Raw genomic sequence first — 24,357 nt, 5'->3', positions numbered from 1 at the left:
TCGTACAGGGGCGGGGCCCTCACCCGATCCAGTCGGCCTCCACGCTCGACTCCCCCGCCGCTGCGGCGCGGGCGGCACCGATCACCAGGGCCATCGCTGCGGCACCGGGGTCGATCACGCCCTTGGCGGCATCGCCCACGTAGCTGGCGCGGCCGCGCTTGGCGGTGGACTCCGCGGTGTCACGGGCACCCTTGATCGCGGCCTCCTCCGCCGCGGCCAGGGCGGCTACGGCATCGGAGGCATCGGCGTCCTTCAGTGCGGCGACGGCCGGGTCCAGGGCGTCGACCAAGGTCTTGTCCCCCACCTTGGCCTCACCGTACTTCTGCACGGTGGCCTGGCCGTCGGCGAGCGCCTGCGCGAACTGCTCGAGGGTCGGCGTGCCGGTGGCATCAGAGCCGGGCACGCCCGAGTCGGGGCCCTGGTCGGACCCGGCCTTGGCGAGGTCGCGGAAGAACATGCCGAACAGGGGCCCGCTGGTGCCGCCCACGCCCAGCCACCCCATGTACATGGCGGTGAGCCACTCGCGGTAACTGGACGGGGCATCGTTCTCGATGTTCGTCGCCGCGCCCTTCATGGCGGTGCGCACGTTGGTGCCGAAGTCGCCGTCGCCGGCGCGGCGGTCCAGATCACCGAGGGCGTCGGCGGCGGCGGTGAGGGTCTCGTGAGTGAGGGTGATGAAGGCGCGACCGAAGTCCTCGCCGAGCGTGGCGCCACGGCCGGCGCCGGTGCTGCTGGTGCTGCTGGTGCTGCTCTCATTCATGGCGGATCTCCTTACCAGGTCAGGGCGGGGGTGCGGACGGGCGCGTCCCAGAGCTCGCGCAGCTCGTCCTCCAGCGGCATCAGGGTGATGGACACGCCGTGCATGTCCAGGCTGGTCACGTAGGAGCCCACCAGGGAGCGGCCCACGGTGATCCCGTCCGTGTCGAGACGACGGTGCAGGGCCCGCGCGGCCAGGCTCAGCTCCAGCGGGTAGGCCGAGCCCAGCCCGTTGACGACCGCCAGCACCTCGGTGCCGCGGCCCAGCTCCAGCTCCTCCAGCAGCGGGTCCACCAGCTGCTCGATAAGCTCATCGGCCCCGGTGAAGGGGATGCGCTGCTGGGCTCGCTCGCCGTGGATGCCCACGCCGAACTCGACCTCGCCCGCGTCCAGGGTGAACTGGGGCTCGTCGTTCCCGGGGTGTGTGCCGGCGGCGAGGGCCAGGCTCATGGTGCGCGAGCGCTGCGCGACCGTGCGGCCCACTGCGGCCACCTGCTGGAGGTCCATGCCGTTCTCGGCGGCGGCCCCGCAGATCTTCTCCACGATCACGGTGGCGGCGGTGCCGCGGCGGCCGGGGCCGTCATCCTCGCCGGTGTCGCTGGCAAGGTCGTCGTCCACCAGCACGATCTCGGTGTCGATGGCATCATCGCCGCTGATCTCACCGGCGATGCGGAAGTTCAGCACGTCACCGGTGTAGTTCTTGACGATCTGGACCACACCGCGGCCCGCATCGGCCGCCTTGGTGGCCTCCAGGACCTGCAGCGCGGTGGGGCTGGCGAACACGGCGCCGGAGACGGCCACGTCGAGCATGCCGGTCCCCACGAAGCCGGAGTGCAGGGGCTCGTGGCCCGAACCACCTCCGGAGACCAGGCCCACCTTGTCGCGGGCCTTCTGCTTGCGGGTGATGTAGCGGTGCTCGGCGTTCAGCTCGAGCATGGTGGGGTGGCTGAGGACGAGACCTTCGAGGGCCTCGGCCACCAGGTCGTCCGGGTCGTTGACGATGCTGCGTCGCATGGGGATCCTTCCGGAGCGGACACGGTCACCCCCAGGCTACGCTCACCCCCTGGGCGCGGGGAGAGCCGGGGCATAGGCTGTGCCCATGGGGGCGGTGACGATGAAGGCGGCCAGGGATTGCGACAGCGGCGGTCCGTCATCGAGCGCGCAGCACTGGGCGCGGATGCTGCTGGTGCTGGTGTCGGGGGTGCTGATGTTCTCCCTGGCGGGAGCGCCGTACGCACGGGCCTGCAGCTGCGTGCCCACCACCGTGGACGAGGCGATCGCGGAGGACGACCTGATCGCCGAGATCACCATCATCGGGCGCACGGGGACCATCGTGGGCGGTGGGGGCGTCGCCTACGACGCGAGGGTCGAGCGGGTGTGGAAGGGCGAGGAGAGGCGCCGGATCATCTTCCGCAGCGCCGAGCACATCGCCGCTTGCGGGCTGGGACGCATCCCCACCGGGACCACGCTGCTGGCCTGGGCCCGCGGGGAGAACGGCGTGTACAGCATGGCGTGGTGCGACATCCCCGACGACGCCGGCCACGACCCCCGCAGCGTGCTGACCGCGAAGGTGGGTGAGCCGGCGGATCTCACCGGCCGGCCGGTGCCGTTCGCGCTGCACGACCTGCTCCCCGGTCATCCACTGGCAACGGCGGGCCTCGCCCTGCTGGTCCTGGTCGGCATCGGCCACCGGGTCCTCACGGCCGTGGCGGTGACGACGGTGCTCCGGCGCGCGCAAAGGCGGCCATGACGGCGGGCCGGGCGGTCCACCGGGTGCGCAGCGCGCTGGTGCTGCTGGCCGCGGTCGTGCTGTTCTGCCTGGTGGGCGTCCCGTACGCACGGGCCTGCGACTGCATGCCGCTCAGCTTCGAGGAGGCGGCGGAGCAGGCCGACATGATCGCAGAGATCACGGTCGTGGGCGAGTCCGGCAGGGACTCGGACGAGTGGGGCATCACCTACGTCGCGGCTGTGGAGCGGGTGTGGAAGGGCGAGGTGTCCCGCGAGATCCGGTTCACCACCGCCGAGGCCATCCCCTCCTGCGGCCTGGGGCGCCTCCCCGAGGGGGAGACCCTGCTGGTGTGGGCCAGCGGCGCCGACGGCAGCTACAGCTCCACCTGGTGCGACATCCCCGCCGAGACGGAGGACGACGTGCGAGCCCAGCTCACCCGGGAGCTCGGTGAACCGGCAGATCTCAGCGACCAGCCGGTGCCCGCGGCCGAGGGCCCGAACGACGGGGCGGGCCTCGGCGTGCTCCGGCTGCTGACCGTCGATGTGGCGGCGGCCGGCCTCATCCTGCTGGTGGGGGTGGCCGCAGTGGTGGGCGCGGTCATCCTGGTGCGACGATCGGCGCGCGCACGGTGAGGGCCATGTCCGTGGTGGGCGCGATCATCCGCCGCCGGGACACGGTGCTCGTTGCACGCAGGAGCCCCGAGCGCAGCGCGGGCGGGCTGTGGGAGTTCCCGGGCGGGAAGGTGGAGCCCGGGGAGAGCCCGCAGCAGGCCCTGGTGCGGGAGGTGCACGAGGAGCTCGGGGTCCACATCGAGGTGGGCGCACTGGTGGACCGCAGCAGCGTGCCCCTGGGGCCGGGCGGGGAGGTCGTCATCGATCTGGCCTGCTACGAGGCGGTGCTGTTGGGGCCGGATCCGACGTCCAGCACCGACCACGACGCGCTGCGGTGGGTGCCGCTGGGCGCGCTCGGCGAACTGTCGTGGGCACCGGGGGACGTTCCGATCATCGAGCGGATGCTCGCCCGGGGCGCAGGGAACGGCTGACGGGCACGCGGGGCCGGCGGGCGAGCGGGCCTACTTCTTCGAGCCGGCCTTGCGCTTCCCCCCGCTGCGAGGCGTGCGCTCCAGCGCCCTCGCGACGTCCTCGGCGTACAGGAACTGCTCCCGGGCCGGTCGCTCGTAGCGGGTGTCGCGCTCGGCGGGGCGCTTCGGGATCTCGATCCGCTGCGGCTCCACGTACTGCCAGGGGATGCGCTGGAGGATGTCGTGGATGACGTTGATGCGGGAGCGCTTCTTGTCCTCGCTCTCGACCGTCACCCAGCGGGCGCCGGGCAGGTCGGTGGCGGCGAACATGGCGTCCTTGGCGCGGGAGTAGTCCTCCCAGCGGGTGATCGACTCCACGTCCATCGGTGACAGCTTCCAGCGTCGCATCGGATCCTCCGCGCGGGAGCGGAAGCGGGCCTCCTGCTCCTCGTCGGAGACCGAGAACCAGTACTTGATCAGGCGGATGCCGTCCTCCACCAGCATCCGCTCGAAGTCCGGGGCCTGCCGCAGGAAGCGGTGGTACTCCTGCTCGGTGCAGAACCCCATCACCCGCTCCACCCCGGCGCGGTTGTACCAGGAGCGGTCCAGGATCACGATCTCGCCGGCCGCCGGCAGGTGCTGGATGTAGCGCTGGAAGTACCACTGGGTCTTCTCGCGCTCCGTGGGCGCGGGCAGTGCCACCACCCGGGTGTGCCGCGGGTTGAGGTACTGGGTGATGCGCTTGATCGCGGAGCCCTTCCCGGCGGCGTCGCGCCCCTCGAAGATCAGGATGATCCGCTCGCCGTTCTCGATCACCCACTGCTGCATGGCGACCAGCTCGGACTGCAGGCGCTGGAGCTCCTTCTCGTACGCGGCCCTGTCGAGCTTCGGGGGTGTCTCGGGACTGGCGAGGTGATCGGTCTTGGACATGGACCGATCGTACGGATCGGACAGGGCGGTCGTCCGGCGAACGGCCTGATCCGGTTCATGGCACCAGCTCTCCCGGGCCTGAACATCCCTATGATCAACGCATGGCCCACATACTCGTCGTGGACGACGACCCCGACATCCGAGAACTGGTCAGCCTGAAGCTGCGCTCCTCCGGCCACGAGGTCACCCCCGTGGCCTCCGGGGAAGCCGCTCGTGACACCCTGCTGGACGGATCGACGGCACCCGTGGACCTGGCTGTGGTCGACCACATGATGCCCGGGATGACCGGGGTGGACCTGCTGCGCCTGTGGCGCTCGGAGGGCTCGACCCTGAGGGTGCTCATGCTCACCGCACGAAGCCAGGAGCGCGACCTCGAGGCCGGGTTCGCCGCCGGGGCCGACGACTACCTCACCAAGCCGTTCTCGCCCCGAGAGCTGGCTGCACGGGTCACCGCCCTGCTGGCCCGACGATGACCTGGACGTGGCTCACGCCGCAGGTCATCGTGATGATCACCGTGGCCTTGTGGGCACTGGTGCTGCTGGTGATCCTCGCGACAATGATCGCCCATGTGGTGCGGGTGTCCCGGGCCGACCGTCGTGAGCGCCTCGATGCGGTGGCACGGCCGCTCGTCGCCGCTCTGGTCCTGGAGGAGTCGGACGGGGCCGCCACGCATGACGCGCTCGCGCGGGCACGCGGGGCCCTGGGGGACCGGGTCGACGAACGGCTGCTGACCCTGCTGGACGTGGTGCGGGGAGAGGGCAGGGACCGGCTGGTGGCGATGCTGGTCGAACGCGGCCACCCCGACCGGCTGCGCCGACGTGCCCGCTCCCACCGCTCCTCGACACGTGCACGCGCCGTCCGACAGCTGGGCCAGCTGGGCCTGGACCGGGATGCCGACCTGCTGCTGGCCGCCACGGGCGACCGCTCCGCGATCGTGCGCAGCGTGGCCGCACGGGCTCTGGTCGCCCACGCGGGGGCGCGCTCGGTCGACGCCATCCTGGCGCTGGTGAGGGAGGACCGATCGATCCCCGCCCTGGTGCTGATGAACGCGCTGGTCCAGATCGGTGGAACGGACCCGGAGGGGCTCGGCTCCATCCGGGCGGGCCTGGACGACCCCTCCGCCCGCGTGCGCGCCTCCTGCGCGCGCGTGCTCGGGGAGCTCACCAGCGCGGCCGACGGTGACCGGCTCGCACAGCTGGTCAGCCGCGACCCTGCCCCGTCGGTCCGGTTCGCGGCCGCGACCGCGCTGACCCGCGTGGGAACCGCCGCTCACGTGCCCGCACTGCTGGAGGCCACCCGCACCGTCTGGGCTCCACTGCGGGTCGAATGCGTGCGCGCACTGCAGGCCCTGCCTCCCGCCGTCAGTGCCGACGCCCTCGCGGACATCGCCTCCCGCGCCGATCCCGTCCTCGCGACCGTGCTCACCCAGCCCGCCCCCCGAACGGAGCCGTGACATCGTGCTCGATCTGCTCGACCTGTCCGACACCGTCCTGTACGACGTGGTCCGCGCCGTGCTGCTGTGGACCGCCATCCCGACCTTCGCCTACTTCATGGCGATCAACCTCTCCTACGGGATGCTGATGCTGCTCGGCTGGTGGGACGTGCGTCGCTCTGCGGCCCGGCGGTCCGTCCTGGACCTGTCGGAGACCGCCACGGCACCCATCTCGATGGGGATAACCGTGGTGATGCCCGCCTGGAACGAAGCAGCCCTGATCGGGGAGTCGGTGCGCTCGATCCTGGCCCTGGACTACCCCGACCATGAGGTGATCGTGGTCAACGACGGCTCCACCGACGACACCCTCGAGGTCCTCACCCGTGCGTTCGACCTGCGGCGCTCCTCGCGCTCGGTGCCCACCGGCGGCCCCGTCGAGGTGCGCGGCGCGGTGCGCGGCGTGTACGAGGCGTCGGACCCGTCGATCCCTCTGGTCGTCCTGGACACCGAGAACTCGGGCCGGTCCGACGCGGTCAACGCCGGGATCGCGGCGGGAACCAAGGACCTGATGGTGTTCCTGGATGCGGACTCGGTGCTGGACACGGACGCCCTGCTGCTGGCGGTCCAGCCGTTCCTGGACGACCCGCTGCGCGTGGTGGCCACGGGGGGCAGCGTCCGCGCCGTCAACGGCTGCCGCGTGGTCGCCGGTCGTGTCACCCAGGTGGGCCTGCCCTCCGCGTGGATCGCCCGCTTCCAGGTGCTCGAGTACCTGCGCGCCTTCAGCCTGGGGCGAGCGGGGTGGTCGATGGTCCGCTGCCTGATGCTGATCTCCGGGGCCTTCGGCGTGTACCGTCGCGACATCCTGCTCCATGTGGGCGGGCTGGACGCCGACACCATCGGGGAGGATTTCGAGCTGGCGATGGCGGTGCACCGCTGGTGCCGACGGCGTCGGCGTGACTACCGCATGCAGTTCGTGACCGAACCGGCCAGCTGGACCGAGGTGCCCGACTCCCTCGCCGTGCTGAGGCGACAGCGCGTGCGGTGGCACCGGGGACTGTGGGAGGTGCTGTGGAAGTACCGCCGGATGACGCTGAACCCCCGTTACGGGCGCGTGGGCATGGTGGGCCTGCCGTACTACTGGCTGTTCGAGCTGTTCGCCCCGCTGTTCGAGGTGCTGGGGGTGGTCATCATCGTCCTGGCGCTGCTCACCGGTGCGGTGGATCCGGTGATGGTGCTCGTGATGCTGGGCCTGGCACTGGGGGCGGGCATCCTGGTGTCCGTCTTCGCGGTGCTGCTGGAGGAGCTCTCCTTCCACCGCCTCCCCCGCTGGTAGGACGTTCTGCTACTGGTGGCCTGCGCGTTCATCGAGAACGTGGGATACCGCCAGCTCACAGCGGTGTGGCGGCTGGAGGGCTGGTGGAAGGCGCTGCGCGGGGCCCAGTCGGAGTGGGGAGTGATGTCGCGGACCGGGTTCCGGTCCGGCTGAGCACGGCTCAGCTGCGCACCAGCGGCAGTTCCATGGTCACCTCGGTGCCCTCCCCCAGCCACGACCTCACCTCGACCTCGCCCCCGTGCGCACGCACGACGCGGCGGGTGTTCATCAGGCCGATCCCCGTGCCGGGGACGTGCGACCGGACCGCCGTCCCGGCACGGAAGTACGGGGTGAACAGCAAGGGGATGTCCTCCGCGGCGATTCCGATCCCCCTGTCGCGGACCGTGAGGCGGGCACGCTGATCATCCGCGTCCAGCCGCACCTCGACCTCGCCCCCGCCAGGGGAGTACTTCACCGCGTTGGACAGCAGATTGTCCACAGCCTGTGCCAGTCGCTCACCATCGGCGTTGATCAGCTCCGTCCTGTGGTCCAGTCCCACCGTTCGCAGGACCACACCGAGACCGGCGGCCCGGGGGCGGATCGATTCGACCTGATCTGCGACCAGGGCGCCGAGATCGGTGGCACGGGAGACGACCCGGCCGGCCCGGGTCCCGGTGGCACCCACCGTGCGCGCGGTCTCCAGCAGAGCCATGATCAGGCGCTCGAGGCGGTCGACGTTGCGACGGATCACCGTTGCATGGGAGCTGACCACGGCGGCATCGACGGCGCCGTCGCGCGCATCGGCGGCCTCGTCCTCCAGCAGTTCGAGGTATCCGGAGATCGAGCTCAGCGGCGTCTTCAGCTCATGGGAGACGGTGGCCAGGAACTGCTCCTCCTGCAGGACGGCCGAGAGGGACGCCGTGACGTCATGGACCGAGACCAGCATGCGGTCATCAGGCGTCACCCTCGAGCTGACGGACAGGGCGACACGGCGGCCGTCCGGCAGGGTTCGCCACACCACCTCTCCGACGAAGGAGCGCCCCTGGCGTGCCCGCAGAAGGGGATTGCGCTCCGGCTCGAGCTCGTCCCGCCCGTTCTCGCTGCACAGCGGATCGGCGAGCAGCTCCTCGATGCCGAGGCCGCGGGCGGGACCCGCCAGTCGCCCGCGGGTGTCGGTCAAGCGACCGTCCACGGTGAGCATCCCGTGCACCACCCCGATCGAGCCGGTCACCAGATCGAGGCGGGATGCGCGCTCATCGCGCTCCCGGACCAGGCCCGCGACGAGGAAGGCCACTGCCGAGACGACGACCGAGACGGCCATGGCCCGCACCATCAGGGGGTGGGTGAGGCCCAGATCCAGCAGCAGCGGGCCACCTGCACAGCTCAGGACGCTCAGAGCCGTCACCAGCAGTGCGCCGCGATGACGCAGCTCGGCCGCCAGCCACACGGCAGGGAAGACCATCAGGATGCCGTGGAACCCGAAGCTGGTGGCCGCCGCCCACCGTGTCAGCCCGAGGACGACCAGGTCCAGCAGGGGGACGACCAGCAGAAGCTCACGCCCCCGCGGGGGCACGAACCTCAGGACCCGTTCGGCGATGTAGATCCCGAACGTGAGGACCGACAGTCCCAGCAGGATGACGTTGCCGACGATGAACAGGGTCGGCAGGTCGATGGGCACCCCGGTCAGTGCCAGCAGCAGGCTGACGACGAGACAGAGGACCAGCACACCCTGGTGGATCAGTGCAGTGCCGGAGAGGGCTGCACGGAGTGCGCTGGCGACAGGGGTCGACCTGGTGACGGCGTCCATGCGGGAATGGTCGCACAGCCCGCGCAGGAACCGTCGTCGGCTCGTCCTACTCCCCGATCTGCTGCACCACCGCGGTCTCGGAGCCGGAGGGCTGCGCCTCGGGAGCGGGCTCTCCCAGGCCGAACATCGCTGTCATGGCGCCGACGACGATCAGGCCGAACGTGGCCACGCCACCACAGCCGCAGCAGCCCGGCAGGATGATCGGGAAGGGGAGGAAGCCGCGGGGGCGGGGGCGCTGTGGGTACGGGGGCTGAGCCATGACGGGCCTTTCTGGGGGACGGGGGGTGCGGGTCGGAGCGGGGGCGGTGACTCCCGGGAGCCCCACGCGGTCGGGCGCCCCGGGACGGTGGTCGTCACGGCACGGTAGCCCGCGGCGAGCCGACCGGTCAGCACGGCAGCGGGCAGGATCAGCTCCCCTGGGAGACCCGATCATGCAGAACTCCCGCGCCGGGGCGGTTTCACCTGGCACGATGCAGGCATGCCGCAGCTGATCCCGCCTCAGCCCGCCTTCGCCTCCGATGCCGAACGAGTGGTCTGGGACGTGCTGGCCGCCCAGCTGCCGCACGACGCGACGATGATCGCCGGGCAGCGCATCACCGACGACGCCCACGAGGTGGAGATCGACCTGCTGGTGCTGTGGCCGGGGATCGGAACGGTGGTGATCGAGGTGAAGGGCGGCCGGGTGGGCGTCGAGGACGGCACCTGGTTCCAGCGCGACCGCTCCGGCAGGCGCGCGCTGCACCCCTCCCCCGTCGAGCAGGCGCAGCGTGCCCGGCACGTGCTGCTGCGCCACATCAACGAACGCTCCTCCCGCCCCCTCGGCCGCAGCGTGCACATGGTGGCCCTGCCCTGGTCGCAGCTGCCCGACGACTGGGACGTGCCGGACGCGCCCCGGGCGCTGATGCTCGATGCCATGGACCTGGGGACGGGCGGCAGCGGTGGCGCCGGCAGCGGTGGTGCCGTCGAGCGCATCGTGGCGGCGCTGCGCAGCCATGGCGGCAGCCACCTGTCCCCGCTGGAGGGCGTCCAGCGCGACCACGCCGTGAGGACCCTGCGGCGCACCGAGGCGGCGATCGAGAACCACCAGCTGCTGGCCCGCCAGATCGAGGACTCCGGCAACCAGCTCACCCGCGAGCAGGAGCGGATCCTGGCCCTGCTGCGATTCCAGCACCGCGCCCAGGTGGTGGGCGGAGCAGGATCGGGCAAGACCCATCTGGCCCTGATGAAGGCCCGCGCCCTGACCAGGGAGGGAAGGCGCACCGCCCTGATGTGCTACTCGCGGGGCCTGGCACGCCACTTTCAGCTGCTCACTGCCACCTGGCCCGCAGAGGACCGACCCGCGTACGTCGGCCTGTTCCACGATCTTCCGGTCCGCTGGGGCGCTCAGACAGAGGAGGAGTTCGACGGTACGGCGGTGGCGTACTACGAGGAGTTCCTGCCCGCCCAGCTGCGGGAGCTCGCTTCGACTCGGCCCGTCGAGGATCTGTTCGAGGCGATCGTGGTGGACGAGGCGCAGGACTTCGCGGACCTGTGGTGGGACGCCCTGCGCCCCTGCCTGGTGGAGCCGGAGGACACCGGCGCCTCCGTGCTGTTCGTGTTCACCGATGCGCACCAGTCCGTGTTCGACCGGGACGGCCGCGCGCCGATCACCCTCAGCCCCTTCCCGCTGGACGACAACCTGCGCAACACCCGCACCATTGCCGAGACCTTCGCGCCGCTCACCCCGCTCGAGCAGAACCCGCGGATGGAGGAGGGGGCGCCGGTGCGTTTCGTCGCCTGCGCCACCGAGGACGCCATCAGCACGGCCGACGACCTCATCGATCCGCTGCTCGACGAGGGCTGGGAGCCCGGGGAGATCGCCCTGCTGACCACCGGGCGTCGGCACCCCGAGCAGCGCGAGCGCATCGACTACGCCGGATACAGCGGGTACTGGGACGAGTTCTTCGCCGCCACCGACGTGTTCTACGGGCACGTGCTGAACTTCAAGGGCCTCGAGCGGCGGGTGGTGGTGCTGGCCGTCAACGGCTTCCAGCACTGGGAGCGCTCGCCCCACCTGATGTACGTGGGGCTCTCACGGGCGAGGTCGCTGCTGGTCGTGGTCGGCGACCCGGAGCTGATCCGCACGGTCGTCGGAGACCAGGTGGCCGACCGGCTGATCGGTGCAGGCGGAGGCGCGGCTCGGCGGCCGTAGGGGACGCCATCGGCAGGCGTCGGCCGCCCGGTCGCCCACTGGTCCCGGATCAGTCGGTCGGCAGTGCCGCCAGCTGATCGTCGATGCGCTGCACGGAGAACGCCTCGCGCATCACCAGCACCGCGATGCCGCGCAGGGTGGTCTCCTGGTCGCTGCCCGTGACCGTGATGGCCCCGTGGACGCGCTCGCTCGAGTTCAGCCGGATCGACTCCTGGATCAGATCGCTGATCCCGGGGACCCGGCCCAGCTCACCGCCGATGCAGAGCACACGAGGGTTCGCCGCGTGCAGGAGGCCGGCCACGGCCCTGCCCAGCACCGTGCACGCCGTGCGCACCGCGGCCACCACCTCGGTATCCCCGAGCTCGAAGGAGCGGGCCAGGTCGTCCACGTCGACCAGGTCCTCGCGGTCCAGGCGTGAGAGCAGGGCCCTCCCCGAGGAGTAGGCGGCCAGGCAGCCCCGGTTGCCGCAGGTGCAGACGGGTCCTTCGGAGCCCACCCGCATGTGCCCGATGTCCCCGGCCGATCCCGTCGCGCCGCGCATGATGTGGGTGCCGGTGATGATGCCCGCGCCGATGCCCGTGGAGTACTTCAGCGCCAGCAGGACGTCGTCCTCCTCGATCGCGGCAGCGTCCTCGGCGGCGCCGAGTGCGAGGGCCCGCGCGTCGTTCTCCATCACCACGAGGGTCCCGAACCTGTCGGCGAGGGTCTCGAGGATGGGGACGGAGTCCTCCGGCACGGCGACCGAGCGCCACAGCACGCCCTTGGTCATCTCCACCGGGGCCGGCACCCCGATCCCCACCCCCACCAGGCGGGCCGATGCGCGCCGGGCCAGCAGGGAGCGGCCCAGGTCGGCCAGGTCCTCGACGTCGCGCAGCACCCGGGAGGAGTCGTGGCGGGGGATCTCCGCCCGCTCCAGCACCTGCCCGGAGGCGGAGAGCACGGCGGCCCTGACCACGTGGTGCCCCATCTCCAGGCCCAGCACCACCCTGTCGCGGTCGTCGAAGCGGATGTACTGCGCGGGGCGGCCGCCCGTGGAGGAGCGGGTCGCACCTTCGTGGGTGAGCCCGGCAGCGCGCAGCGAGTCCAGCCGGGCCACCAGCGTGGTGCGCGACATCCCGGTGCGCTCGAGGATCTCCGCCCGGGTGAGGCCCTCCGGCGTGGAGCGGATCATCTCCAGCAGAGTTCCCCCGGAGGCAGCCACACTGCCGTTGCCCCTGTGCACCGCCACGGTCTCACCTCTCCCCTGTCCGCGGACCTCATTGTGGTCCCGTCCCGCACCGCGGCGAAATCGGGCGAAGGACCTCCTGCCATGGTGTGGCGCGCGGCACAGGAGTAATGTACAGTCACCGTACAAAAGTGCAGCCGTGCACCCCGTCAAAGGAGACGTCATGAAGGCGAAGCTGACCCTGTCCCGCCGCGCACTGTTCGGCACCAGCGCCGCCGTCGCGGCCACCGGAACCCTCGCCGCCTGCGGCGCGAGCACCTCCGGAGGAGGTGATTTCGCGATGATCTCCACCCAGTTCACGCCGGTGGAGGAGAAGCAGCGGTTCGAGGAGATCCTGTCCGAGCACGTCTCCACGACCTCGGTCTCCTACACCACGATGACGGCCCCGGAGATGCTCACCCAGGTCACCTCCCAGGTGGGCTCCGGGAACCTTCAGTTCGGCCTGATCGGCGGCCTCCACGGCGACCTGCAGCCGCTGGCGGAGAACCTCGAGGACATCGACGAGGCCCTGGTGGAGACCGCGCGCGCCGCCGGCATCGCCGAGGACCTGCTGGAGCTGGGCAAGCTCGGCGGGGAGACCACCAAGTACATCCCGTGGATGCAGGCCTCCTACGTGATGGCCGTCAACAAGAAGGCCCTGGAGTGGCTGCCCGAAGGAGCGGACGTCAACGCCCTCACCTACGAGCAGGTCCTGGAGTGGGCCACCGCGGCGAACGAGGCCAACGGCTCCCCCGTCTTCGGCTTCCCCGCCGGCCCCAAGGGCCTGTACCACCGCTTCTTCCAGGGGTTCCAGCTGCCCAGCTTCACCGGCGGCGTCATCACCACCTTCCAGTCGCCCGAGGCCATCGAGAGCTGGCAGTGGATGAAGGACTTCTGGGCCCAGTGCAACCCGTCCTCCACCAACTACGACTTCATGCAGGAGCCGTTGGCCTCCGGTGAGGTGCTGGTGGCCTGGGACCACGTCGCCCGTCTCGTCGGCGCCCCGCAGGACAACCCCGACGACTGGGTGATGGTCCCCTCCCCCACCGGTCCCCAGGGCCTGGGCTACATGCTCGTCATCGGCGGGCTCGCCATCCCCAAGGGCGGCGACGTGGAGACGGCCGCCCAGGTCATCGAGGAGTTCCTCAAGCCGGAGATGCAGATCGCCACCCTGGAGAAGAACGCCTTCTTCCCCGTGGTGGAGGCGGAGATCCCCTCCGAGCTGCCCCCGGCGATCCAGCTCGAGTTCGACGCCGTCAACGCCCAGCAGGGTGCCGACGGCGCGATCGTGGCCCTGCCGCCGGTGGGCCTGGGCGAGCAGGACGGCGAGCTCTCCCAGGTGTTCAAGGACTGCTTCGCGGAGATCTGCCTGGACGGCGGGGACCCGGGCACCGTGATCCCGGGCAAGGCGGAGCAGGTGCAGACCCTGCTGGACACCGCTGAGGCCTCCTGCTGGGATCCGGACCCGGCCGGCGACGGCGTCTGCCAGGTGGGCTGATCGTGTCCGTGTCCACGACGGCACCCGCGAAGGAGAGGGCCCCGCAGCCCTCCCCTTCGCGGGCCCGGAAGCGCTCCCCCGCGCTGCTGCTGATCCTTCCGTCCCTGATCTTCATGCTGCTGCTGTTCGCGTACCCGCTCGCGCAGGGCATCATCACCGCCTTCTCCGATCCCTCCGGCGGCTTCACGCTGGGGCACTGGGAACGGATGGTCGGGGACAACAAGTTCATCCCTGCCCTGCGCAACACGATGCTGCTGATCGTGGTGCTGATCCCGCTGCAGTTCGCCTTCGCCCTCGCGATGGCGCTGCTGCTGCAGGAGAAGCCGAGGCTCAGCGGGATGTACTTCTACTTCTGGGCCATCCCGCTGGCCGTCTCGGACCTGGCCGCCGGCCTCGTGTGGCTGTCGATCTTCCAGGACCGCGGCTACCTCAACTCCGTACTCGACGGGGTGGGCCTGCCGGTGGTCTCCTGGCTCCACTACGAGAACACCACGACCATGTTCATCGCGGTGCTGTGCGCGGAGCTGTGGCGAGCCACCTCGCTGGTGCTGGTGATCGTGGTCTCCGGCATGCAGGGCATCCCCAAGGACTACGCCGAGGCCGCCGCGGTGTTCAACGCCAACTACTGGAAGCGGCTGCGGCACGTGATCCTGCCCCTGCTCAAGCCCTCGCTGCAGGTGGCGCTGATACTCCGAACGATCCTCGCCTTCCAGACCTTCGCCGTGGCGCAGGCGCTGACGGGTGAGAACTTCCCGCTCCTCGTGGGGGAGACGTACCGCTGGTACAACTTCCTCACCAACCCGTACGTGGCCAGCGCCTACGCCCTGCTCATCCTCGGCATCTCGATGGTGACCGCGGTGGTGTACCTGCGGGTGCTCCGCGACCAGAGTCAGGTGGGCAAGCGATGACCTCTCGACCGGACACCGAGCACGGCACGGCCACCACCGCCCCCATCGAGGTGGACAAGCGCCCGCTGCGGCGCCACCAGTTCAACCGGGCACTGATCCAGCTGGCCTGCATCCTGATCTCGCTGTTCATGGTGGTGCCGATCTACCTGATCACGATCTCGGCGTTCAGCACGCGGCAGGGCCTGAACGAGTTCCCCCAGCCCCTGTGGCCCAAGAACTTCTCCACCGAGACGATGGCGACGTTCCTGAACTCCACCGGCATCCTCGCCGCCACGCTGAACTCCCTGACCGTCGGCATCGGCACCCTGGTGCTGGCCAGCCTGGTCGGCGCACCGGCGGGCTACGCGATCGCCCGGTTCGCCTTCCGGGGCAAGGACCCGTACCAGTTGTTCCTGCTGTTCACCCGGGCACTCCCCATCGTGGTGCTGTCCATCCCGCTGGCCCAGGTGTTCCTGGCGACCGGTCTGTACGACCAGCCGATCGGCGTGATCCTGCTGCACACGGCCCTGTCGCTGCCCACCACCATCCTCATCACCTCCAGCGTGTTCCTGTCCGTCCCGATCGACGCCGAGGAGGCGGCCCGGATCTTCGGCTGCACCCCGGTGGGGGCGTTCCTGCGGGTGGTGCTGCCCCTGGCCCTGCCCGGCATCGCGGCCTCGGCCATCTTCACCTTCGTCACCAGCTGGAACGAGGTGCTGGGCGCCACCATCCTCACGTTCTCCAACCGCACCCTGCCGGCCCAGGTGCTGAGCACCCTGGGCGACTCCCCCGTCGCCTTCCGGTTCGCCGGCGGTCTCGCCATGATCATCCCCTCGATCATCTTCATCGCGATCATGCGCAAGTACCTGCTGAACATGTGGGGGACGACGATCCGATGAGTGCCCCGACCCCGACCACGCCCCTCACACACCCCCACGGAGCACACCATGGCTGACATCACCATCCAGAACCTCGTGAAGGTCTATCCCGGTGGGAACGAGCGGGCCAACGACGACGTCTCGCTGCACGTGGCCGACGGCGAGTTCATGGTCCTGCTGGGCCCCTCGGGCTGCGGCAAGACCACCCTGCTGCGGCAGATCGCCGGCCTCGAGCTCCCCACCTCCGGTGCCATCGCCATCGGCGGCCGCGACGTCACGTACATGCCCGTGCACCAGCGGAACCTCTCGATGGTGTTCCAGAGCTACGCCGTCTTCCCCCACCGCCGGGTCCGCGCCAACATCGGCTTCGGACTGGCCATGCGGGGCATGTCGAAGGCGGAGATCGACAAGAAGGTGGACTGGGCGGCCGAGCTGCTGCAGCTCACCCCCTATCTCGATCGGTTCCCCGCCCAGCTCTCCGGCGGCCAGCGCCAGCGCGTGGCCGTGGCCCGCGCGATCGTGGTCGACGCGGACGTGCTGCTGATGGACGAGCCGCTCTCGAACCTCGACGCCCTGCTGCGACTGTCCTTCCGGGCCGAGCTCAAGCAGATCGTCAACCAGATCGGCATGACCACCGTCTACGTCACCCACGACCAGTCCGAGGCGCTCTCCCTGGGCGACCGGGTGGCGGTGATGAAGAACGGCCGGATCACCCAGCTCGACAACCCGCTGCGGGTGTACAGCCACCCCGCGAACACCTTCGTGGGCGGTTTCATCGGCTCCCCGCCGATGAACTTCGTCGACGGTGTCGTGCACGACGGCCAGATCGACATCGGCGGCGGCAGCTTCCGGGCGCCCGAGGGCGCCGAGGACGGCCGCTACACCGTCGGCGTGCGAGCCGAGGCGATCACCCTCGGCGATCCCGCCGACCCGCACACCGTCCCCGCGAAGGTGCTGGTGGTGGAGCCGCTGGGCTCGGCGACCCTGCTGACGGCCACCGTCGGCGAGCACTCCATCAAGGTCCAGGTCCCGGCCGACACCCAGGTGGCCGCCGGCGACCAGGTCAAGCTTTCGGTCCCGCCCTCGGCGGTGCGGCTGTTCGATCTCGACAGTGGAGAGGCACGCACGCCATGACCACCGCCGCACCGTCACCGGAGCAGATCGACAGCGCCGCCCGCAGGGTGCTGGAGGACAACGACCTCGGCACCCTCGTCACCGCCGCGCCCCACCTGTACCCGCACCAGTGGTCGTGGGACGCCGCGTTCATCAGCGTGGGACTGGCCCACATGTCCGTGCCGCGAGCGCTCCGCGAGCTGCGCACCATCCTCGATGCGCAGTGGTCCACCGGCATGTTCCCGCACATCGTGTTCTCCGACCACGTGGACTACTTCCCCGGGTTCGACACCTGGGGCACCGCCGTGGCCGAGGCCCGCCCGAGCGGCGTGAAGTCCTCCGGGATCTGCCAGCCACCAGTGCATGCCTACTGCCTGGAGAAGGTGGTCCGGATCGCCCACGCGGGCGGTGGGGAGGATGCCTCGGTGGCCGACGCCTTCGTGCGCGAGGCCCTGGATCCCCTCCACCGCTGGCACTCGTGGCTGTCCACCGCCCGCAACCCCGGCGGGACGGGGATCGTGGAGATCTACCACGGGTGGGAGTCCGGCATGGACAACTCCCCCCGCTTCGATGCGATCTACGACCGGGTGGAGGTCCCTGAGCGGATCGAGATGGACCGCACCGACCTCAAGCACGCCGATGCCTCCGAGCGCCCCAGTGACACCGAGTACCAGCGCTACCTGCACCTGGTGCGGCAGATGGCATCGGTGGCGTTCGACGACGACGCCCTGCCCTCGGTGATGTCGTTCCGCTTCGGCGACATCTTCATGACCGCGCTGCTGGCGGTCTCCGCGGAGTCGCTGGCCCGGCTGGCCGATCAGCACGGCCGCGCGGACATCGCCTCCGCCGAGCGGGAGCGTGCCGCGGCATGCCGCCGCACCGTCGAGGGCTCGGTCGGCGAGGACGGCCTGTGCCGTGACTACGACCCGATCGAGCGGACCTGGCTGGAGGTGCCCTCGCTGGCGTCCTTCTCCCTGCTGCTGTGCGGCGGTGAGGACCAGGAGCTCCTGGCGGGCCAGCGATCGACGCTGATGGGCCCGGCCTGGATGGGCCACCCGGAGAACCTGTACCGCCTGCCTCCCTCCCTCAGCCTGGACTCCCCGCAGGTGCGCCCGCCCGAGTACTGGCGCGGCCCGGTGTGGCCCATCATGAACTGGCTGTTCGCCTCCACCGCCCTGGACCGCGGGGATCTCGAGTTCGCCGCCCTGGTGCGTTCCGAGGGGCTCACGCAGCTCACCGATCTCAAGTTCGGCGAGTACTACGAGCCGCGCACCGGGGAGCCCCTGGGCTCCCACCAGCAGTCCTGGTCGGCCATGGCCGCGATCGACTGGATCACGGACCAGCGCTGGAAGAGCCTCGAACGATGACCGTGCACCAGAAGATCCTGGCGGATGCCGAGTTCATCTACGGCGACCACGGCCCCCGGGTGGCCCGGGCTCTCCAGGAGCTGACCGACCGCTTCGCAGCAGGTGACAGAGCCCCCGCCGACGGCGAGGGCGCGCCCGGCGGCCGGCACCAGTTCAGCCGCCGCGACGCCGTGCTGATCACCTACGCCGACTCCATCCGCTCCGAGGGCGAGAAGGGCCTGGGCACGCTCGCACGGGTGCTGCCGGGCCTGGTGGGGGACGTGGTCGACACCGTCCATCTGCTGCCCTTCTTCCCCTGGACCTCGGACGACGGGTTCAGCGTCTCGGACTACCTCAGCGTGGATCCCGAGCTCGGCGACTGGGACCAGGTGGAAGAACTGGGCGGTTCCTTCCGGCTGATGTTCGACGCCGTGGTGAACCACATGTCCGCCTCCCACCCCTGGTTCGAGGCGTACCGTCGCGGCGAGCACCCCTACCGCGATTACGTGCGCACCGTCGACCCGGCCACCGATCTGAGCGGCATCGTGCGCCCCCGCACGAGCCCGCTGCTCACCCCGGTGGAGACCTCCCGCGGCATCGAGCACGTGTGGACCACGTTCTCCGCGGACCAGATCGACCTCGACTACGAGACCCCCGAGGTGCTCCTGGAGATCATGACGATCCTCCTGGAGTACGTGGAGCGGGGGGCATCGCTGATCCGCCTGGACGCGGTGACGTACCTGTGGAAGGAGATCGGCACCAGCGGGGTCCACCACCCGCGCACCCACCGCGTGGTGCAGCTGATGCGGCACGTGCTGGACGCGGTGGCCCCGGGCACCTCGATCATCACCGAGACCAACGTGCCGCACGAGGAGAACATCTCCTACTTCGGCAACGGTCGCGACGAGGCGCAGCTGGTGTACAACTTCGCACTGCCGCCGCTGGTGCTGCACAGCTTCGTCGCGGGCGATGCCACGGTGCTCTCCGACTGGGCGGCATCGCTGTCCACCCCCAGCGACTCCACCCACTTCTTCAACTTCCTGGCCTCCCACGACGGGATCGGGGTGCGCGGAGCAGAGGCCTTCCTCGATCAGCAGCAGATCTCCGCGCTCGCCGAGCGGGTCGAGCAGCACGGAGGGCTGGTCTCCTCCCGTTCGGTGGGCGATGGGCCGGACCAGCCCTACGAGCTGAACATCAACTACTTCGACGCGCTCAGCGACCCGGGCTCCGACGAGGACCAGGAGATCGCGGTGCGGCGGTTCCTCACCGCGCAGGCCATCATGCTCGCGCTGCCGGGCGTGCCGGGCATCTACATCCACTCGCTGCTGGGATCGCGCGGCTGGCCCGCCGGGGTGCAGGAGCAGGGGTACCCCCGTGCGATCAACCGCGAGAAGCTGGATGCGCAGCAGCTGATCCAGGAGCTGTCGGATCCCGAGGGCCGTCGCGCACGGGTGCTGGAGGGCATCCGGCACCTGATGCGGGTGCGGCGCGATCAGGAGGCGTTCGAACCGACCGCACCCACCACCGTCCATCGCCTCGACCCCGGGGTCCTCGCCCTGGAGCGGGGCACGGGGGACGCTGCGGTGATGTGCCTGCACAACGTCACCGACAGGGAGATCACGGTGGAGCTGCCCACGGCCGACGGGGACCTGCTGGATCCGGGCGCACAGATCCGGGCGGCAGTCACCCTCGCCCCGTGGCAGACGCGCTGGGTGGGTCTGCACGCCTGAGGGGACCGGGCGGTCTGCAACCGGGCAGATCGCACTGCCCCGCACCGATAGTCTCAGGAAGGAGACCCCGGAGAGGAATGTGCGATGTCCCAGCTCAGTGACGCCATGCTCGAGACCCTCGAGACGATCGACTCCTGGCAGGAGCCCCTGCTGAAGGATCTCCACCAGCATCCGGAGCTGTCGATGGTCGAGGAGCGCACCCGCGCCCTGGTGGCCCAGCACCTCACCGACTTCGGCTACGAGGTGCACGAGCTCGGCGGTGGCGTGGTGGGGGTGCTCGAGAACGGCGAGGGCCGCACCGTGCTGCACCGGGCCGACATGGACGCCCTGCCGATCCGGGAGGACTCCGGGCTGCCCTACGCCTCCACCGACACCCAGGAGGACCTCACCGGCGTCGTCCAGCCGGTGATGCACGCCTGCGGGCACGACTTCCACGTGGCCACCGGCCTGGGGGCGGCGAAGCTGCTGGCCGAGCACCGACAGGAGTGGAGCGGCACCGTGCTGATGCTGTTCCAGCCCGGCGAGGAGTTCGGGGACGGTGCGCAGACCATGGTCGAGGACGGGCTGATGGACGCACTGCCCCGTCCCGAGGTGTGCCTGAGCCAGCACGTGCTCACCGAGCCCGTATCCGGGAAGGTGGCGGTGGCGGAGGGTCCGGTGCTGTCCACCTCCCAGTCGATGACGGTGGAGGTGTTCGGAAGCGGCTCCCATGGCTCGATGCCGCACCTGGGCGTGGACCCGGTGGTGCTGGCGGCGAAGATCGTCACCAGCCTGCAGACCCTGGTCTCCCGCGAGCTCTCCCCGCAGGAGTTCGGCGTGGTGACCGTGGGGTCCCTCCACGCCGGCAGCTCCCCCAACGTGATCCCCGAGACCGCGACCCTGCAGCTGAACTTCCGCGCCTACAGCGAGGAGGTGCTCCAGCGCCTGGTCGAGGGCATGGAGCGGATCGTCCGCGCGGAGTGCCAGGCCGCCCGCTCCCCGCGCGAGCCTCGATTCGAGACCATCTCCCAGTACCCGGTGACCGACAACGACCCGGCCGTCGCGGCCGCGGTTCGGGACGCGCTGGTCGCGCACTTCGGCGAGGACCGGGTGGAGCAGATGGACCCGGCCACCGCCTCGGAGGACTTCTCCCTCATCCCCGAGGCCTTCGGGGTCCCCTACTGCTACTGGGGCTTCGGCGGGTACGCCGAGGGCAGCGAGGTGCTGCCCAACCACAGCCCGCACTGGGCCCCGGACCTGCAGCCCACCCTACGCACCGGCACTGAGGCCGCGGCGGCGGTGATCCTGGGGCTGCTGGCCGACGAGGTGTGAGCGGCACTCGGCGCCGCGTGCTGTCGGCACTGAGCGGACGGTCTAGGCACCGCTCGAAGGCTTAGGTCACAAAGAGGTCACGGTGCACCCCTGTCATCTGTTGGCAGATATCGGATAACCGCTAACCTCGGGCCATGTCATCGTCGACCCCTCCCGCCACCGGGCGGCTCACCCTCAGCGGCGCAGAAGGACGCAAGCAGCTGCTCGGCACGCAGGTGGAACGCAGTATCCGCCAGTACATCGCCCATCGCGGCCTGGTCGAGGGGGATGACCTGCCGTCGGAGGGGCAGATCGCGAGCGAGCTGGGGGTCTCCAAGAGCACGGTCCGGGAGTCGGTGCGGCGACTGGAGACCCTGGGGTACATCAAGGTGGTCCACGGCGTCGGCCTCCGGGTCGGGACGTTCAGCATCCGCCCCGTGGTCCGGGCACTCCCCTACGACCTCCTCAACCGCGCCCAGGGCCTCAACGACATCCTCGAGGTGCGCACCGTCATCGAGGAGAACTTCCTCGTGCGCGCCGCTGTGCACATGACCGATGAGCACCTCGACGCGCTGGAGCGCATCACCTCCGAGATGGAGGCCACGAGCACCGAGGGCGACGTCGACCCCCGCCTCGACGAGGCCTTCCACCAAGCACTGTACGAACCCATCGACAACCGGCTGGTCATGGACCTGATCAGCGCCTTCTGGGAACTGTTCGACTCCGCCCGCCACGCCCTCGACTTCAGCAGCAACTTCCGGGGGGTGCAGGAGCACCGCGAGATCGTCGAGGCCCTCCGCGACGGAGACGAGCACCGGATCCGCGCAGCGATGCGAGAGCACTTCCGCCAGCTCGAGCACGAGCTGGCCCGTTTCTCCCGAATCCAGGACACCGAGGAGCAGCCATGAGTCTGACCGGGATCTTCCCCGCACTCATCACCCCCTACGAGCCGAACGGCGCCGTCTCGCCCGCACTGACGCACCGCCTGGTCACCACCCTCAACGCGGAGGGGGCCAACGGCTACTTCGTCTCCGGCAGCTCGGCGGAGTGCTATCTGCTGTCCACGGGCGAGCGCCTCGAGATCCTCGAGGCAACCGTCCAGGCCGCCGAGGGCCGACCCGTGGTCTTCCACGTGGCGGCCACGGACCACCGTTCCACCATCGAGCACACGCGCCGGGCCGCAGATTCGGGGGCCGCAGCCGTGTGCGCGAACATCCCGACCTACTTCACCTACTCCGACGAGTCCCTGGCCACCTACTTCAGGACCCTGCGCGAGCACACGGAGCTGCCCCTGCTGGCCTACTACATCCCCAGCCAGACGGGCCGACTGCTCACGGCGGAGTTCTTCCTGGACCTCGCCGAGGACGGAACGCTTCAGGGGATGAAGTACACCAGCAGCGACCTGGGGATCATGGCCCGGATCCGCGCCGCACTGCCGGACGGCTTCACCATCCTCGCCGGTTCCGACGACACCCTGCTGGGTTCCCTCGCCCACGGCGCCGACGGCGGGATCGGCTCCAGCTACAACCTCGCCTGCCGCGTCTACGCCGATCTGCTCCGAGCGTTCCGCGAGGGGGACCTGCTCGAGGCGCGGCGCCTGCAGTCCGTCTCGGTCTCCCTGCTGGGGGAGATGGCCGACTGGGAGTTCATCTCCTTCCTGAAGTCGGTGCTGCGTTCCCGTGGGCTCGACACGGGACAGGCCCGTGCCCCCATGACCGCGATCCCCACCGAGCGGGACGACGCCCTGGCCCTGCGCCTGAGCAGGAAGCCGGAGCTCGCCCCATACCTCATCGACCCGCGCTGACCCGCGGTTCCGCGCCACCCGCCCGTCGCCCACACCCGCCCTGCCCGACCAGTTCCGCTGTACTTCAACGAGGAGATGCACCATGAACACCATCGTCCGACGTCGACTGCTCCAGATCATGGGCGCGGGCGGGCTCACCGCCGCTGCCGTCGCCTGCACCCCGAATGAGGACTCCGGCTCCGGCACCGGATCCGGTGGCTCCGACGGAGGCGGCGGCTCCGGAAACGGACTGGAGTTCATCTGGCCCGGCACCTCTGATCCGGAGACCGCGGTCGCCAACGATCTGAAGGCCGCCATGGGCGAGCAGGGCACGGAGATCGAGTACAACTTCCTGTCCTGGAACGACATGCAGCAGCAGCTGTCGGTGCGCATCCAGGCCAACGACGCACCGGATCTGACGATGACGCAGGACGTCACCGACTGGGTCGCCATGGGTGCGCTCGCCTCCCTCGATGAGCGCACCGCCGACATCGACACCTCCCTGTTCCGCCCCGGCACGCTGGAGTACTCCACCATGGACGGCTCGCTGTACGCACTGCCGTACTCCGCGCAGTCGTGGACCCTGGTGGTCAACCGCGAGCTGGCCGAGGCAGCCGGGATCGATCCTGAGGGCATTGCCACCTATGAGGACATGGAGGCCGCCGCCACCGAGCTGACGGGGGGCGGCACCTACGGGTTCTGCATCCCCATGCAGAACCCCCGGTTCGCCTTCCGCACCTTCATGACCGCGGCCTACGCCAACGGCTTCAACCCCGGCGACTACGCCGAACCGGAGACCGAGAAGTGGGTGCAGACCCTCGACCACCTGCGTGCCTTCAACGACCTGCGGCCCGATGCCGACAAGGCGTGGGCCTACCCGGAGATGTTCCGCTCCTTCGCCAACGGGGAGACGGCGATGATCGCGGCGGGCTCGTTCTTCACCGCCAACGTCTACGAGCTGAGCCCGGAGATCGTGGGCAGCTCCGTGCAGATTCCCTACCCGACGGGCCCCTCGGGCAGCGACAAATCGGTCCCGATCTCCAACGCCGGATTCGCCCTGTTCGAGGGCAGCGAGAACCAGGACGCCGGGTGGACGGTGATGGAGGAGCTGCTCAAGCCGGAGTGGCAGGCTCGCCTGACCGCCGTGGCCCACGCCCCCGCCACCACCGACATCACGATCGACGACCTGCGTCCCTGGATCGAGCAGTACTACCCCGATGCGGTCGAGGGCCACATCGCTCACTGCGAGGCGCAGATGCGGATCGCGGACGAGCGCGGCACCGAGCTCCAGAAGATCCCCGGCCAGCCCGCGATCGAACCCGAGTTCCAGATCATCTTCAACGAGTTCATCGCCGGGTCGATCGATGCCGAGGAGGCCGTGGAGAAGATGAGCGAGCGCTTCGGCTCGGTCGCCGGCTGACCGCCTGCGACTCCGCTCCCACCCAGGCCC

The 24,357-nt window shown here is 70.2% G+C and carries 23 protein-coding genes; 17 read left to right on the top strand and 6 right to left on the bottom strand.

Annotated elements, in window-relative coordinates; translation table 11 throughout:
• Positions 1-19 precede the first annotated feature (19 nt).
• The gene (locus tag M4D54_RS09030; protein ID WP_259891027.1) at positions 20-760 is read right to left on the bottom strand and encodes a DAK2 domain-containing protein; all 741 of its coding nucleotides are present in this window, start codon (positions 758-760) and stop codon (positions 20-22) included.
• Positions 761-771: 11 nt separating this feature from the next.
• The gene (locus M4D54_RS09025; protein WP_259891026.1) at positions 772-1,770 is read right to left on the bottom strand and encodes a dihydroxyacetone kinase subunit DhaK; all 999 of its coding nucleotides are present in this window, start codon (positions 1,768-1,770) and stop codon (positions 772-774) included.
• An 85-nt stretch (positions 1,771-1,855) separates the two neighbouring features.
• Between M4D54_RS09025 and M4D54_RS09020 the strand changes: the two genes are divergently transcribed.
• From M4D54_RS09020 to M4D54_RS09010, 3 genes are read left to right on the top strand one after another with little or no spacing between them, the layout of a single operon-like run.
• A complete protein-coding gene (locus M4D54_RS09020) occupies positions 1,856-2,506 on the top strand; it encodes a hypothetical protein (RefSeq protein WP_259891025.1) in 651 nt (216 codons plus the stop codon).
• On the top strand, positions 2,503-3,117 hold the full coding sequence (locus tag M4D54_RS09015) for a hypothetical protein (RefSeq protein WP_259891024.1): 615 nt from the start codon (positions 2,503-2,505) through the stop codon (positions 3,115-3,117). Before M4D54_RS09020 ends, M4D54_RS09015 begins: the two co-directional genes overlap by 4 nt.
• A 5-nt stretch (positions 3,118-3,122) precedes the next feature.
• Complete coding sequence (locus M4D54_RS09010) at positions 3,123-3,527, top strand: (deoxy)nucleoside triphosphate pyrophosphohydrolase (protein ID WP_259891023.1); 405 nt, start codon at positions 3,123-3,125, stop codon at positions 3,525-3,527.
• 30 nt (positions 3,528-3,557) lie between these two features.
• Here M4D54_RS09010 and ppk2 read toward each other — a convergent pair whose 3' ends face one another.
• The gene (gene ppk2, locus M4D54_RS09005) at positions 3,558-4,436 is read right to left on the bottom strand and encodes a polyphosphate kinase 2 (protein WP_259891021.1); all 879 of its coding nucleotides are present in this window, start codon (positions 4,434-4,436) and stop codon (positions 3,558-3,560) included.
• Positions 4,437-4,537: 101 nt separating this feature from the next.
• On the opposite strand from ppk2, the gene M4D54_RS09000 reads away from it, so the two are divergent.
• Genes M4D54_RS09000 through M4D54_RS08990 form a run of 3 tightly spaced genes read left to right on the top strand, consistent with a single transcriptional unit; the run spans position 4,538 to position 7,201 of the window.
• Positions 4,538-4,909, top strand: coding sequence for a response regulator transcription factor (locus tag M4D54_RS09000; RefSeq protein ID WP_259891020.1), 372 nt, complete (start codon positions 4,538-4,540; stop codon positions 4,907-4,909).
• Positions 4,906-5,889 carry a HEAT repeat domain-containing protein gene (locus M4D54_RS08995; RefSeq protein ID WP_259891019.1) on the top strand — a complete coding sequence of 328 codons (984 nt, stop codon included), beginning with the start codon at positions 4,906-4,908 and terminating at the stop codon, positions 5,887-5,889. The genes M4D54_RS09000 and M4D54_RS08995 overlap by 4 nt, the downstream gene beginning before the upstream one ends.
• 4 nt (positions 5,890-5,893) lie before the next feature.
• On the top strand, positions 5,894-7,201 hold the full coding sequence (locus tag M4D54_RS08990) for a glycosyltransferase family 2 protein (protein WP_259891018.1): 1,308 nt from the start codon (positions 5,894-5,896) through the stop codon (positions 7,199-7,201).
• 160 nt (positions 7,202-7,361) lie between these two features.
• Here M4D54_RS08990 and M4D54_RS08985 read toward each other — a convergent pair whose 3' ends face one another.
• Both M4D54_RS08985 and M4D54_RS08980 read right to left on the bottom strand, forming a co-directional pair.
• Positions 7,362-8,987 (bottom strand): cell wall metabolism sensor histidine kinase WalK, encoded by a 1,626-nt coding sequence (locus M4D54_RS08985; protein WP_259891017.1) that lies wholly within the window; start codon positions 8,985-8,987, stop codon positions 7,362-7,364.
• 46 nt (positions 8,988-9,033) lie between these two features.
• Positions 9,034-9,156, bottom strand: coding sequence for a hypothetical protein (locus M4D54_RS08980; RefSeq protein WP_259891016.1), 123 nt, complete (start codon positions 9,154-9,156; stop codon positions 9,034-9,036).
• A gap of 309 nt (positions 9,157-9,465) precedes the next feature.
• Between M4D54_RS08980 and M4D54_RS08975 the strand changes: the two genes are divergently transcribed.
• Positions 9,466-11,178 (top strand): nuclease-related domain-containing DEAD/DEAH box helicase, encoded by a 1,713-nt coding sequence (locus M4D54_RS08975; RefSeq protein ID WP_193864934.1) that lies wholly within the window; start codon positions 9,466-9,468, stop codon positions 11,176-11,178.
• A 49-nt stretch (positions 11,179-11,227) separates the two neighbouring features.
• Here the strand turns inward: M4D54_RS08975 and M4D54_RS08970 are convergent, their stop codons facing one another.
• The gene (locus tag M4D54_RS08970; protein ID WP_259891015.1) at positions 11,228-12,406 is read right to left on the bottom strand and encodes an ROK family protein; all 1,179 of its coding nucleotides are present in this window, start codon (positions 12,404-12,406) and stop codon (positions 11,228-11,230) included.
• A 160-nt stretch (positions 12,407-12,566) separates the two neighbouring features.
• Between M4D54_RS08970 and M4D54_RS08965 the strand changes: the two genes are divergently transcribed.
• The 10 genes from M4D54_RS08965 (at position 12,567) to M4D54_RS08920 (ending at position 24,327) form a co-directional block, all read left to right on the top strand.
• Positions 12,567-13,880 (top strand): ABC transporter substrate-binding protein, encoded by a 1,314-nt coding sequence (locus M4D54_RS08965; protein WP_193864936.1) that lies wholly within the window; start codon positions 12,567-12,569, stop codon positions 13,878-13,880.
• A 2-nt stretch (positions 13,881-13,882) separates the two neighbouring features.
• The gene (locus M4D54_RS08960) at positions 13,883-14,788 is read left to right on the top strand and encodes a carbohydrate ABC transporter permease (RefSeq protein ID WP_259891014.1); all 906 of its coding nucleotides are present in this window, start codon (positions 13,883-13,885) and stop codon (positions 14,786-14,788) included.
• Positions 14,785-15,666 carry a carbohydrate ABC transporter permease gene (locus M4D54_RS08955; protein ID WP_193864937.1) on the top strand — a complete coding sequence of 294 codons (882 nt, stop codon included), beginning with the start codon at positions 14,785-14,787 and terminating at the stop codon, positions 15,664-15,666. The genes M4D54_RS08960 and M4D54_RS08955 overlap by 4 nt, the downstream gene beginning before the upstream one ends.
• Before the next feature lie 48 nt (positions 15,667-15,714).
• The gene (locus M4D54_RS08950; RefSeq protein ID WP_193864938.1) at positions 15,715-16,779 is read left to right on the top strand and encodes an ABC transporter ATP-binding protein; all 1,065 of its coding nucleotides are present in this window, start codon (positions 15,715-15,717) and stop codon (positions 16,777-16,779) included.
• Complete coding sequence (locus M4D54_RS08945; protein WP_193864939.1) at positions 16,776-18,125, top strand: MGH1-like glycoside hydrolase domain-containing protein; 1,350 nt, start codon at positions 16,776-16,778, stop codon at positions 18,123-18,125. Before M4D54_RS08950 ends, M4D54_RS08945 begins: the two co-directional genes overlap by 4 nt.
• The gene (locus tag M4D54_RS08940) at positions 18,122-19,834 is read left to right on the top strand and encodes a sugar phosphorylase (protein WP_193864940.1); all 1,713 of its coding nucleotides are present in this window, start codon (positions 18,122-18,124) and stop codon (positions 19,832-19,834) included. The genes M4D54_RS08945 and M4D54_RS08940 overlap by 4 nt, the downstream gene beginning before the upstream one ends.
• Positions 19,835-19,918: 84 nt before the next feature.
• Positions 19,919-21,145 (top strand): amidohydrolase, encoded by a 1,227-nt coding sequence (locus M4D54_RS08935; protein ID WP_193864941.1) that lies wholly within the window; start codon positions 19,919-19,921, stop codon positions 21,143-21,145.
• A 134-nt stretch (positions 21,146-21,279) separates the two neighbouring features.
• Positions 21,280-22,032 (top strand): FadR/GntR family transcriptional regulator, encoded by a 753-nt coding sequence (locus M4D54_RS08930; protein WP_259891013.1) that lies wholly within the window; start codon positions 21,280-21,282, stop codon positions 22,030-22,032.
• Positions 22,029-22,928 carry a dihydrodipicolinate synthase family protein gene (locus tag M4D54_RS08925; RefSeq protein WP_193864943.1) on the top strand — a complete coding sequence of 300 codons (900 nt, stop codon included), beginning with the start codon at positions 22,029-22,031 and terminating at the stop codon, positions 22,926-22,928. The genes M4D54_RS08930 and M4D54_RS08925 overlap by 4 nt, the downstream gene beginning before the upstream one ends.
• Before the next feature lie 82 nt (positions 22,929-23,010).
• Entirely contained in the window at positions 23,011-24,327 is a 1,317-nt protein-coding gene (locus tag M4D54_RS08920; RefSeq protein WP_193864944.1) for an ABC transporter substrate-binding protein, read from the top strand.
• Positions 24,328-24,357: the final 30 nt, after the last annotated feature.

The organism is Brachybacterium sp. p3-SID1565, assembly GCF_025143785.1.
Lineage (GTDB): Bacteria > Actinomycetota > Actinomycetes > Actinomycetales > Dermabacteraceae > Brachybacterium > Brachybacterium epidermidis.
Note: the sequence above shows the minus strand (reverse complement) of the source record. Positions and strands in the feature narration are given on the sequence as shown.

Coding starts and splice junctions, on each gene's coding strand:
- M4D54_RS09030 (WP_259891027.1), bottom strand. CDS start 760: ATGAATGAGAGCAGCACCAGCAGCACCAGCAGCACCGGCGCCGGCCGT.
- M4D54_RS09025 (WP_259891026.1), bottom strand. CDS start 1,770: ATGCGACGCAGCATCGTCAACGACCCGGACGACCTGGTGGCCGAGGCC.
- M4D54_RS09020 (WP_259891025.1), top strand. CDS start 1,856: ATGGGGGCGGTGACGATGAAGGCGGCCAGGGATTGCGACAGCGGCGGT.
- M4D54_RS09015 (WP_259891024.1), top strand. CDS start 2,503: ATGACGGCGGGCCGGGCGGTCCACCGGGTGCGCAGCGCGCTGGTGCTG.
- M4D54_RS09010 (WP_259891023.1), top strand. CDS start 3,123: ATGTCCGTGGTGGGCGCGATCATCCGCCGCCGGGACACGGTGCTCGTT.
- ppk2 (WP_259891021.1), bottom strand. CDS start 4,436: ATGTCCAAGACCGATCACCTCGCCAGTCCCGAGACACCCCCGAAGCTC.
- M4D54_RS09000 (WP_259891020.1), top strand. CDS start 4,538: ATGGCCCACATACTCGTCGTGGACGACGACCCCGACATCCGAGAACTG.
- M4D54_RS08995 (WP_259891019.1), top strand. CDS start 4,906: ATGACCTGGACGTGGCTCACGCCGCAGGTCATCGTGATGATCACCGTG.
- M4D54_RS08985 (WP_259891017.1), bottom strand. CDS start 8,987: ATGGACGCCGTCACCAGGTCGACCCCTGTCGCCAGCGCACTCCGTGCA.
- M4D54_RS08975 (WP_193864934.1), top strand. CDS start 9,466: ATGCCGCAGCTGATCCCGCCTCAGCCCGCCTTCGCCTCCGATGCCGAA.
- M4D54_RS08965 (WP_193864936.1), top strand. CDS start 12,567: ATGAAGGCGAAGCTGACCCTGTCCCGCCGCGCACTGTTCGGCACCAGC.
- M4D54_RS08955 (WP_193864937.1), top strand. CDS start 14,785: ATGACCTCTCGACCGGACACCGAGCACGGCACGGCCACCACCGCCCCC.
- M4D54_RS08950 (WP_193864938.1), top strand. CDS start 15,715: ATGGCTGACATCACCATCCAGAACCTCGTGAAGGTCTATCCCGGTGGG.
- M4D54_RS08945 (WP_193864939.1), top strand. CDS start 16,776: ATGACCACCGCCGCACCGTCACCGGAGCAGATCGACAGCGCCGCCCGC.
- M4D54_RS08940 (WP_193864940.1), top strand. CDS start 18,122: ATGACCGTGCACCAGAAGATCCTGGCGGATGCCGAGTTCATCTACGGC.
- M4D54_RS08935 (WP_193864941.1), top strand. CDS start 19,919: ATGTCCCAGCTCAGTGACGCCATGCTCGAGACCCTCGAGACGATCGAC.
- M4D54_RS08930 (WP_259891013.1), top strand. CDS start 21,280: ATGTCATCGTCGACCCCTCCCGCCACCGGGCGGCTCACCCTCAGCGGC.
- M4D54_RS08925 (WP_193864943.1), top strand. CDS start 22,029: ATGAGTCTGACCGGGATCTTCCCCGCACTCATCACCCCCTACGAGCCG.
- M4D54_RS08920 (WP_193864944.1), top strand. CDS start 23,011: ATGAACACCATCGTCCGACGTCGACTGCTCCAGATCATGGGCGCGGGC.